5 protein-coding genes are annotated in these 11,344 nt (G+C 62.9%); 2 read left to right on the plus strand and 3 right to left on the minus strand.

Features of this window, described 5'->3' with window-relative positions:
* Positions 1-75 precede the first annotated feature (75 nt).
* Both HDC32_RS20375 and pbpC read left to right on the plus strand, forming a co-directional pair.
* The gene (locus HDC32_RS20375) at positions 76-5,880 is read left to right on the plus strand and encodes an alpha-2-macroglobulin (protein WP_184745261.1); all 5,805 of its coding nucleotides are present in this window, start codon (positions 76-78) and stop codon (positions 5,878-5,880) included.
* On the plus strand, positions 5,861-8,158 hold the full coding sequence (gene pbpC, locus HDC32_RS20380) for a penicillin-binding protein 1C (RefSeq protein WP_145337367.1): 2,298 nt from the start codon (positions 5,861-5,863) through the stop codon (positions 8,156-8,158). Before HDC32_RS20375 ends, pbpC begins: the two co-directional genes overlap by 20 nt.
* On the opposite strand, the gene HDC32_RS20385 is transcribed toward pbpC, so the two are convergent.
* The 3 genes from HDC32_RS20385 to HDC32_RS20395 are packed head-to-tail and all read right to left on the minus strand — an operon-like array spanning position 8,155 to position 11,203.
* Entirely contained in the window at positions 8,155-8,532 is a 378-nt protein-coding gene (locus HDC32_RS20385; RefSeq protein WP_184745263.1) for a hypothetical protein, read from the minus strand. The two genes, pbpC and HDC32_RS20385, sit on opposite strands and share 4 nt — an antisense overlap.
* 60 nt (positions 8,533-8,592) lie before the next feature.
* Entirely contained in the window at positions 8,593-10,425 is a 1,833-nt protein-coding gene (gene glmS, locus HDC32_RS20390; RefSeq protein ID WP_145338380.1) for a glutamine--fructose-6-phosphate transaminase (isomerizing), read from the minus strand.
* Between the two features lie 10 nt (positions 10,426-10,435).
* Positions 10,436-11,203, minus strand: coding sequence for a DeoR/GlpR family DNA-binding transcription regulator (locus HDC32_RS20395; protein WP_131699636.1), 768 nt, complete (start codon positions 11,201-11,203; stop codon positions 10,436-10,438).
* Positions 11,204-11,344 lie beyond the last annotated feature (141 nt).

Below are 11,344 nucleotides of genomic sequence, written 5' to 3' on the forward strand. Positions count from 1 at the left end.
GTGCGGCGTATCGGCGTCATCTTTTGTATCAAAGACGCGTGTAAGATACGCCGCACTTAGCCAGGGATGCTCACCATGTTCGATTCGCTCAAAGCCGTCAGCCGTCGTGTTGTCGGTGTGTTTCTGACTGTGGTGGGGGCCGTTTTTGGCCAATGGCATCCGCCGCTATGGCTGCGCGCTATCGGCCGTGGCCTGGTGAACCTGGGCAACAAAGCCCGCGCTTATCCGCGCCAGGCCGGTGCCGGCGTATTGGGCCTGGTGCTGCTGGCGGCCGCTGGCTTCTATGGCTGGCACTGGTACTCCAACCTGCCGCAGCCCCACACCGTGGGCTATTCGCTGCACAAACCCAATCTGACTGACTACACCCAGCAACCGCCGGTTGTGGATAACTTGCAAGTGCATTTTGCCGAATCGGTGGCCCCCCTGGCCGCCATTGGCAAGCCGGTCACCGAGGGCATCACCCTCAAACCTGGCGTGGCCGGTACCTGGCGTTGGTCCGATGACCGTACTCTGCTGTTCGTACCGGAGAAAGACTGGCCCATCGAAGCGGGTTACACCCTTGATCTGGCCAGGAAAGGTTTGCTGGCCGATGGCGTACTGCTCAGCCAGTACAGCAGCCAGTTCTCCACCCAGCCATTCCGCGCCACCCTGGCACACAACGAGTTGTATCAAGACCCGTCGAACCCGACGCTGAAACAACTGGTGGCGACCTTCCATTTTTCCCATCCGGTCGATGAAGACAGCCTGCGCAAGCGCGTCTCCGTAACCCTCGGCAAAGGCCTGGCCTACCGCGACGCCCAATTGCCCAACCGCCCGGAAATCAGCTTCGACGAGACCAAGCTGAACGCCTACGTACGCTCCGCCGCCCTGGCCACGCCGCTGGAAAGCACGCCGGTCAGTGCCAAGCTGGATGAAGGCATCAAGGCCCGCGACGGCGGTAACGCCAGCACCGCGCCACTGGTGGCGGAAGTCACCGTGCCTGGCCGCTATCGCCTGACCTTTACCGGCGCCGAAGTGAGCTTTGTGGATAACGAGCGCGGCGAGCCTGAGCCGGTGCTGATGTTCAGCAGTTCCAGCGCCGTGGCCGATGACACCATTGCCGGTAAGGTCCAGGCCTGGCTGCTGCCGGAAAAAGCCCAGGACGACACACGTCCTTATAACAGCAACGACATAAATGACGCCCTGCTGGCCCGTAGCACCAAGGTCACGCTGACCCACGTGCCCAGCGTCGAACCGCTGAACACCCTGAACGCCTTCAAGTTCAAGGCCCCGGCCGGCCGTGCGCTGTATGTGCGCGTGCCCGCCAACCTGGAAGCCATCGGTGGCTACCTGGCGAAAAACCCGACGGCCTCGCTGATCAGCATGCCGGCTTATCCGCGCACCTTGCAGTTCCTGTCCGACGGCGCGCTGCTCAGCCTCAATGGCGAAAAACGCCTGGGCTTCATGGCTCGTGGTGTACCTGGCGCCCATGTGGAAATCGCGCGCGTGCTGCCCAACCAATTGCAGCACCTGGTGGACCAGAGCAGCGGCAGCTTTGCCCGGCCCAATTTCGGCAACGAGTACTTCGACCGCATGGTTGAACGCCAGTCCCTGGATATTGCGCTGTCGTCCTCGGATCCGGCGAAAACCGTCTATGACAACGTCGATCTGAGCCACTACCTCACCGCCAACGGTGGCCGTCGCGGTATTTTCGTGCTCAAGCTCAGCCCTCAGGATGAGCCGGCCGAGCGCACGTTCGACTATTCGCGCAGCACCACCTCTGACCTGCGCTTTATCGTGGTCACCGACCTCGGCATCATCGCCAAGCGCTCCAGCGATGGCAGCCATGACGTGTATGTGCAGTCCATCGGCAACGGTTCGCCGGTGTCCGACGCCCAGGTCGACATCATTGGCCGCAACGGTCTGCCCGTGAGCAGCGGCCACACCGACGGCGAAGGCCACGTGCATTTCGCCAAGCTGGATGAACTACGCCGTGAGAAAACACCGCTGATGTATGTGGTCACTCGCGGCAATGACCAGTCGTTCCTGCCGATCGCTCGTCAGTCCCAGCAGCTGGATTTGTCGCGCTTCGACGTAGGCGGTTTGGAAGAAGACGGCGCGATTGATCGCCTCAGTGCCTACCTGTTCACCGACCGTGGCCTCTACCGCCCTGGCGAAACCGCGCACCTGGGCATGATCGTGCGCAGCGGCAACTGGAAAGGCGCCCTGCAAGGCCTGCCCGTGGAGTTGCAGATCACCGACCCACGCGGTCTTGAAGTGATTCGCCAGCCGCTGAAGCTGTCTGCCAGCGGTTTTGAAACCTTTGATTTCCCCAGCAGCGAAGTCGCCCCCGCCGGTGACTACACCGCGACCTTGCAGTTGATTGGCCAGAAACAGACCCGCACCGACCTCGGCAGTGTCAGCTTCAAGGTCCGCGATTTCGAACCGGACCGCATGAAGGTCAGCCTGAGCCTGCACGACACCCCAGTGCAGGGCTGGATTCCACCGGACCAGGTGGTGGCCAAGGTCACCGCGATGCACCTGTTCGGCGCCCCGGCGGCCGGCCGTCGCGTCACCGCAAAGATGTCCCTGAGCCCGACGCTCGCGGCATTTGAGCGTTATCCCGACTACCGTTTCCGCCTCAACGATTCCCTGGAAGAGGCCAGCACCGAAGACCTGGCCGAAACCACCGCCGACGACAACGGCCAGGCAGTACTCGATCTCAACCTGCAACGCTTTGCCAACAGCACCTATCGCTTGCAGGTGATGACCCAAGTGTTCGAGGCCGAAGGGGGTCGTAACGTGGCGGCGCAAAGTGCGGTGCTGGTGTCGTCCGCCCCCTACCTTGTGGGTGTGAAAAGTCAGGACTCGCTGTCGTACGTCGCCAAGGATGCCCCGCGCCAGGTGCAATGGCTGGCCGTCGCGCCCGACCTCACCCCGCTGGCGGTGGATGGCCTGACCAGCGAAGTGGTCGAACACCGCTACGTGTCGGTACTGGTGAAACAGTCCAACGGCACCTACAAGTACGAGTCGCGCATCAAGAACATCAGCCAGCCGGCCTCACCGCTGGTGATGACCAAGGACGGCGCCAGGCAGACCCTGAACACCGCCACCCCTGGCGATTTCACCCTGCAAGTGAAGGACGCCAACGGCAACCTGCTCAACCAGATCGACTACAGCGTGGCCGGACGCGGGAATACTTCGCGCTCCCTGGAACGCAACGCCGAGCTGCAACTGCGCCTGGATAAACGCAGCTACGCCACCGGCGATGAGATCGCGATCAGCATCCGCGCGCCTTACACCGGTGCAGGCCTGATCACCATCGAGCGGGACAAGGTCTACACCCAGCAGTGGTTCAAGGCCGACAGTACCAACAGCGTGCAACATATCCGCGTGCCTGCGGGACTTGAGGGCAATGCCTACGTCAACGTGCAGTTTGTGCGCGACATCGGCTCGTCCGAGGTTTATATGAGCCCGCTGTCCTACGGGGTGGTGCCGTTCAGCATCAACCTGGATGCACGGCGCATGGCGTTGAAGGTCGAGGGCCCGGCAAAAATAGAGCCGGGGCAGACCCTCGACATCAAGGTCAACGCCGACCGCCCCGGCCGCGCGGTGGTGTACGCGGTGGATGAAGGCATCTTGCAGGTAGCGCGCTACCAGACGCCGGACCCGCTGGGTTTCTTCTTCCAGAAGCGTGCGCTGGAAGTCGGCACCAGTCAGATCCTGGACCTGATCCTGCCGGAATTCAGCCGCCTGCTCAGTGGGGCGGCGCCCGGTGGCGATACGGAAGGCGCCCTGGCCAACCACCTCAACCCATTTAAGCGTAAACATCAGCCGCCAGTGGCCTGGTGGTCCGGGCTGGTGGACTTGCCCGCCGGTGAAACCGTGCTGCATTACCAGGTGCCCGACAGCTTCAACGGCAAGCTGCACCTGTTCGCGGTGGCAGTGGATGCCGACAGCGTGGGCGTCAGCGAGGCCAATACCGAGGTCCGTGGCCCGATCGTCATCACGCCGAACGTGCCAGCCTTCGTGGCGCCGGGTGATGTGTTCAACGTCAGCGCCGGGGTATTCAGCAACCTCGAGGCTGCGGCGGACGTGAAGTTTGAAGTGCAGACCAGCGACGGCCTGGTGGTGCAGGGCGACAAAGCCAGTACCTTGTCCCTGCAACCGCGTAAGGAGGGCACCGCCGAGTTCAAGATCAAAGTCGGCGAAACCCTCGGTTCGGCGGATTTGCGCTTTGTTGCAGTGTTGCCGGATGGCAAGCGGATCCAGGTGGCGGAAACCACTTCGATTCGCCCTCTGAGCGAGCATCGCGTGGCCCTGAGCCTGGGTCGCTTCGACAGCGCCAGCAAAGAGCTCAAGCCCACCCGTGAACTGTTCAGCCAACTGCGCGACGTGCAACTGGGCGTGGCGGCCTCGCCGCTGGTGTGGGCCAACGGCCTCAAGCATTACCTGGATGACTACGGCTATGCCTGCACCGAGCAACTGGTGTCCAAGGCCATGCCGGCGTTGATCTGGGGCGGTACCGCACCCGAAGCCGAACACGCCTTCAGCGCAGCGGTGCGCATGCTGCGTCAGCGCCAGAACCAGGCCGGTGGTTTCGGTTTGTGGGCCGCCAACCCGGATGTGGCGCCCTACGCCAGCCTGTACGCCACCGATTTCCTGATCGAAGCCAAGGAACGCGGGCTGCCGGTGCCCGAAGACCTTCTGGTGCGCGCCAATAGTTATCTGACGGACTTGGCCAACGGCCCGAGCGAAGGCCTGTCTGAATTGCGCAACCGCGCCTACGCCAGTTACCTGTTGAGTCGTCAGGGGATTCTGGTGAGCGGCGCCTTGAGCGATATACGCGAACGCTACGAAAGCTACTTCAAGGACAGCTGGCAGAACGACCTTGGCGCCGCCTACCTGGCGGCCAGCTACAAACTGCTCAAGCAGGATCGCCAAGCCGACACCTTGTTCCGCAAGATCCCTTGGCGTTCGCTTGTGGATAAGTGGGACAGCGATGGCCTGTATTACGACCCGCTGGTCCACGATGCCGAGCACCTGCACCTGCTCGCTCGCCATTTCCCCGAGTTGCTGGACGATGTTCCTACAGCCCTGCTGGATAAACTCGGCAAACGCCTCAACGAACAGCGCTACAACTCGCTGTCGGCGGCGCTGTTGCTGCGCGCCCTGGACAACTACGGCCAGCGCGCGCAAAGCGAGATGACCCTCAAGGCCACCGCCTGGCTGGGCGACAAGCAGCAACAACTGCTGGAAATGGCCGGCCAGCCACCCCGAGCGGCTGTACCGAGCGCCACGCAAAAACTGCTGATGGAAAAATCCGATGGCCCGGCGGCGTTCTACATGCTCAGCGAAGCCGGTTTCGATAAGGGTGCCAAGCTCAAGCCAATCAGCAACGGGCTGGAGATCATCCACGAATACCTCGACCTCAAAGGCGAGCCGGTGAGCACAGTGGCGGTGGGCGATGAGTTCCTGGTGCGCTTGCGCCTGCGTGCCACCGACCGTGACCAGGTGCAGCAAGTGGCCGTGGTCGACCTGCTGCCCGGTGGCGTCGAGCCTGTGTATAACTTGCCGCCGGAGCCGGAAACCGCCAGTACCGAGGAAAGTGAAGGCGAAGAGTCCGATTACGTAGAAGAAAGCGATCAAGAAGCCGATGCCTGGCAAGCGCCGATCGGCGAAACCGAGCTGAGCAACTGGCAGCCGGACTACGTGGATGTGCGTGATGATCGGGTGGTGTTGTACGGCACGGCGCTGCGCGACGTAGGCACCTTCGTTTATCGCGTGCGTGCCACCAACGCCGGCACGTTCAATACGCCACCGGCCTACGCCGAAGGCATGTACGAAACCACCCTGCAAGGGCGCGGCAAAGTAGGCCAGCTTGAAATTACCAAGCCTTAAACACCTGGCGCCGCTGCTGGCAGCGGCGCTGGTGCTGGCGGGGCTGCGGCTGTGGCCCCACGCTCCGCTGGAACAGGCTGTGACGTCGTCACGGGTGGTGTTGGCCGATGACGGTTCGCTGCTGCGCATGACCCTGGCGGATGACGGCCAATACCGTTTATGGCTACCGCTGGAGCGCATCTCGCCGTCACTGGTGGAGGCCTTGCTGCTCAAGGAAGACCGCAATTTCTATTGGCACCCGGGGATCAATCCCCCGGCGTTGCTGCGCGCGGCCCTGGCCACCTACAGCGGCGGCCAGCGTCAGGGCGGCTCGACCTTGAGCATGCAATTGGCGCGGCGCCTGTGGGATCTCAACACCCGCCAGGTACCCGGCAAATTGCAGCAGATGGCCTTGGCCCTGTGGCTGGAGGCGCGCTACAGCAAGCACGACATCCTTGAGGCGTACCTGAACCTGGCGCCCATGGGCGGCAATATCGAAGGCGCCGAAGCGGCCAGTCGCATCTACTTTGGCAAGGCGGCCGCGCAGTTGTCGTTGTCCGAAGCCTTGGCGCTGGCGGTGATTCCCCAGCAGCCGGGGCGGCGCGCACGCTTTGGGCCGTCACTGCAAAACGCGCGACTGCGCTTGATGAATGACTGGCGTGAAACTTATCCACAAGACCCGCGTAACGACAGTTTGCTCGACCTGCCCCTGGAAGCCCGCAACCGCCAGCAGATCCCGTTTCTGGCGCCGCATCTGAGCGAGCAGCTATTGGCCTCCCAGCCAGGCAACGAACTCAATAGCACCCTCAACCTGCCCCTGCAGCAATTGCTCGAACGCCTGATCAGCGGCTTTATCGCCGAGCGGCGCAGCACCGGTGTGGAAAATGCCACGGCCATCCTGATCGACAGCCGCGACCAGAGCGTCAAGGCGCTGGTGGGCTCGGCGGACTACTTATCCACAGGCATCCACGGCCAGGTCAACGGCGTGTTGTCACGCCGTTCGCCGGGGTCGACCCTCAAGCCGTTTCTCTACGGGCTGGCGCTGGATCAAGGGGTGATCCACCCCATGAGTATCCTCAAGGATTTGCCCAGTAACTTCGGCTACTTCCAGCCGGAAAATTTCGACGGCAGTTTTGTCGGGCCTCTGACCGCACGGGATGCGTTGATCCGTAGCCGCAATATCCCGGCGGTGTGGCTGGCCAGCCAGGTGAAGTCGCCGTCGTTGTATGGGTTGCTGCAACGCGCCGGGATCAAGGGCCTGCGTGCTGAAAGCCATTACGGCCTGGCCCTGGCCCTCGGTGGCGGTGAGATGACACCGGAAGAGCTGGCGCGGCTGTATGTGATGCTGGCGGGCGACGGCCATCTACGGCCGTTGCGCTATTTACAGGAGCAACCCCAGGCCACCGGCCCGCAGCTCCTCACCCCGCAGGCCGCCTTCATGGTGCGCGACATGCTGCGCCGCAACCCGCGACCGGATGGCCTGCCCGCGCGGCACTGGCGCACCGCCTGGAAAACCGGCACATCCTGGGGTTTCCATGATGCGTGGAGCGCGGGCCTGGTCGGTCCCTACGTGCTGGTGGTGTGGGTGGGCAACTTCGATGGTCGACCCAACCCGGCGTTTATCGGTGCCAAGACCGCTGCCCCGCTGTTCTTCCGCATCGCCGACGCCCTGCCCCTGGCCTTGCCCAACGTCGTGATCAAGGCCGACAAACCACCCGCCGGCCTGGTGCGCATCGACGTCTGCGCCGCCTCGGGCGAATTGCCCAACCGCTGGTGCCCACAAACCCGCAAGACCTGGTACATCCCCGGTGTTTCACCGATTCGCGTGTCCAACCTGCACCGCCCGGTACTGATCGACACCCGTACAGGCAAGGCCGCGTGCCCGCCGTTCGAGGCGCAATACACCCGCGAGGAAGTCTTCGAATTCTGGCCCAGCGACATACAACGCCTGTACCGCGCCGCCGGCCTACCCCGCCGCACGCCACCCAACGTGATGAAAAACTGCCAACCCAACCGCATCAGCGACCAGAGCGAAGCCCCGCAGATCCGCTCGCCGCTGACTCAAGTGAGTTATCAGTTGCGCCTGTCCCAACCCCAGGAAAGCATCCCGCTGAACGCGAATGCGGCCAGCGATGCGGCGACGCTGTACTGGTTTGCGGATCAAACCTTGATCGGCCAGGGCCCGCCGCAAGCCACATTGAACTGGCGGCCGGGTAAGTCGGGGGAATATCGGCTGCGGGTCAGTGATGATCAGGGGCGTAGTGCGAGCCGGGGGTTGAGGGTGGAGTTTGTGCCTTAGGAGTGGCCATCGCACTCTGCAAGCTCCACGTAGTTCGACTCCCCACCTCCTGTCGCCCCCGACAACCAACCCCACACGAAACTCAGCGTGGTACGCCCGGCAGCATCGACGCCGATGATGCCCCGGGACCAGCCGGCCAGCAGCTCACCCTCCAGCGTCAGGCACTGATACAGCAGCTCGATAGCTTCGGGGCCTGTGACGCGGCCGACCTGCGTACCCAAGCGAATTCGGCCACCTTGGTAGGTGCCGGAAATGGCATCGCCGTCGACAAGGTAATGAAACACCGTGCCCGCGCCGGATAGCCCTTGGGTGTTATTGGCGACGGTGAATCGGCGGTTGTGCAAACGCTCGTGGATTTGCGTGGGGGTATTCATCGAAGGCGCGTCCTTTCGCGGGTACCTGGAGACCCGGGCGGGCCTCCAGGGTAGAGCGGATTACTCCACCGTCACCGACTTCGCCAGGTTACGCGGCTGGTCAACGTCGGTGCCTTTGAGCACGGCGACGTAGTACGACAGCAGCTGCAGCGGGATGGTGTAGAGGATCGGCGACAAGGTGTCGTGGATGTGCGGCATGTTGATGACGTGGGTGCCTTCGCCGTTGGTCATGCCGGCTTTTTCGTCGGCGAACACGATCAGTTGGCCGCCACGGGCGCGGACTTCCTGCAGGTTGGACTTGAGCTTCTCCAGCAGTTCGTTGTTCGGCGCTACGGTGACCACCGGCATGTCGTCGTCCACCAGGGCCAACGGGCCGTGTTTGAGCTCACCGGCCGGGTAGGCTTCGGCGTGGATGTACGAAATTTCCTTGAGCTTCAGCGAGCCTTCCATCGCCACCGGGTACTGCGCGCCACGGCCGAGGAACAGGGTGTGGTTCTTGTCGGCGAACAGCTCGGCGACTTTTTCCACGGTGCTGTCCATGGCCAAAGCTTCGCCCAGGCGGGTCGGCAGGCGGCGCAGTTCTTCCACCAGGGTGGCTTCGACGCCGGCAGCCAAGGTGCCGCGAACCTGGCCCAGGGACAGGGTCAGCAGCAACAGGCCGACCAACTGGGTGGTGAACGCTTTGGTGGACGCCACGCCGATTTCGCGACCGGCTTGGGTCAGCAGGGTCAGGTCGGACTCACGCACCAGGGAGCTGATGCTGACGTTGCAGATCGCCAGGCTGGCAAGGAAGCCCAGCTCTTTGGCGTTGCGCAGCGCGGCCAGGGTGTCGGCGGTTTCGCCGGACTGGGAGATGGTCACGAACAGGGTGTCGGCCTGCACCACCACCTTGCGGTAGCGGAACTCACTGGCGACTTCGACCTGGCACGGGATGCCGGCCAGTTCTTCCAGCCAGTAACGGGCAACCATACCGGCGTGGTAGCTGGTACCACAGGCCACGATCTGCACATTGCGCACTTTGGCGAACAGCTCCGCAGCCTGTGGGCCGAAGGCGTTGACCAGCACTTGCTTGTCGCCAAGGCGGCCTTCCAGGGTGCGCTGTACCACGGCCGGTTGCTCGTGGATTTCCTTGAGCATGAAGTGGCGGAACTCGCCCTTGTCGGCGGCTTCTGCACCGTCGCGGTACTGCACGGCTTCGCGCTCGACGGAATTGCCGTTCACGTCCCAGATCGCCACGCTTTCACGGCGAATGTCGGCAATATCGCCTTCTTCCAGGTACATGAAGCGGTCGGTGACCTGGCGCAGGGCCAGTTGGTCGGAGGCGAGGAAGTTCTCACCCAGGCCCAGGCCGATTACCAGCGGGCTGCCACTGCGGGCGGCAACTACGCGGTCCGGTTGGCTGGCGCTGACCACGGCCAGACCGTAGGCGCCGTGCAGTTCCTTGACCGTGGCCTTGAGGGCGGTGGTCAGGTCGCTGTGGTCCTTGAGCTTGTGGTTGAGCAGGTGGGCGATGACTTCGGTGTCGGTGTCCGAGGTGAATACATAGCCCATGCTCTTGAGCTGTTCGCGCAGCACTTCGTGGTTTTCGATGATGCCGTTGTGCACCACGGCCAAGTCACCGGAGAAGTGCGGGTGGGCGTTACGCTCGCACGGTGCGCCGTGGGTAGCCCAGCGGGTGTGGGCAATCCCCAGGCGACCTACCAGCGGCTCGCCGGCCAACGCTTGCTCCAACTCGCTGACCTTACCTGGGCGGCGCATACGCTCAAGCTTGCCAGCATTGGTGAAAACGGCCACACCTGCGCTGTCGTAGCCGCGGTATTCCAAGCGCTTGAGGCCTTCGAGCAGGATGGCAGTAACGTTACGTTCGGCAACTGCGCCAACAATTCCACACATGGTGCTTCTCCTAGATGATTGCCGCGCATATCAGCGTAATGCCGCGGGCTTGGATCTGGTCGCGGGCCTCAAGCGGCAGGCGATCATCGGTAATAAGGGTATGGACGCTGCTCCAGGGCAGTTCCAGGTTGGGAATCTTGCGGCCGATCTTGTCGGATTCGACCATCACCACCACTTCACGGGCGACCTCGGCCATCACACGGCTCAGGCCCAGTAATTCGTTGAAGGTGGTGGTGCCACGCTGCAGATCGATGCCGTCGGCGCCGATGAACAGTTGATCAAAGTCGTAGGAACGCAACACCTGCTCGGCGACCTGGCCCTGGAACGAGTCCGAATGCGGGTCCCAGGTGCCGCCGGTCATCAACAGCACCGGCTCGTGTTCCAGTTCGCTCAAGGCGCTGGCCACGTGCAGGGAGTTGGTCATGACCACGAGGCCGGGCTGATGGCCCAGTTCCGGGATCATGGCGGCGGTGGTGCTGCCGCTGTCGATGATGATGCGGGCGTGTTCACGCAGACGCGTCACGGCAGCGCGGGCGATCGCACGCTTGTAGGCCGAGATCGGTTGGGCGGGGTCGCCCACCAGTTCCTGAGGCATGGTGATCGCACCACCGTAGCGGCGCAGCAACAGGCCGTTACTTTCTAGGGCGGCCAAGTCCTTGCGGATAGTGACTTCCGAGGTTTCGAAACGCTTGGCCAATTCGTCCACGCTGACTTCGCCCTGTTCGTTGAGCAAGGTCAGGATGTTGTGCCGCCGTTGGGGTGTATTTCGTTTCGACATGGTGATGATAAGTTTCGTTTCGAAAGATAACGAAGGCAATCAAAACCTATTGGCAAGATATCGTCAAGCGTCGGGACCAGATTTTTCGAACAACACACGACAAATGTGGGAAGGGGCGAGCCCCCGATTGCGGTAGATCAG

Source organism: Pseudomonas sp. JAI120, from assembly GCF_014207255.1.
In the GTDB taxonomy this organism is placed as follows: Bacteria; Pseudomonadota; Gammaproteobacteria; order Pseudomonadales; family Pseudomonadaceae; genus Aquipseudomonas.

Bases quoted from the DNA above. Each gene is read 5' to 3' on its own strand.
- HDC32_RS20385 (WP_184745263.1), bottom strand. From the start codon at position 8,532: ATGAATACCCCCACGCAAATCCACGAGCGTTTGCACAACCGCCGATTC.
- HDC32_RS20375 (WP_184745261.1), top strand. From the start codon at position 76: ATGTTCGATTCGCTCAAAGCCGTCAGCCGTCGTGTTGTCGGTGTGTTT.
- glmS (WP_145338380.1), bottom strand. From the start codon at position 10,425: ATGTGTGGAATTGTTGGCGCAGTTGCCGAACGTAACGTTACTGCCATC.
- HDC32_RS20395 (WP_131699636.1), bottom strand. From the start codon at position 11,203: ATGTCGAAACGAAATACACCCCAACGGCGGCACAACATCCTGACCTTG.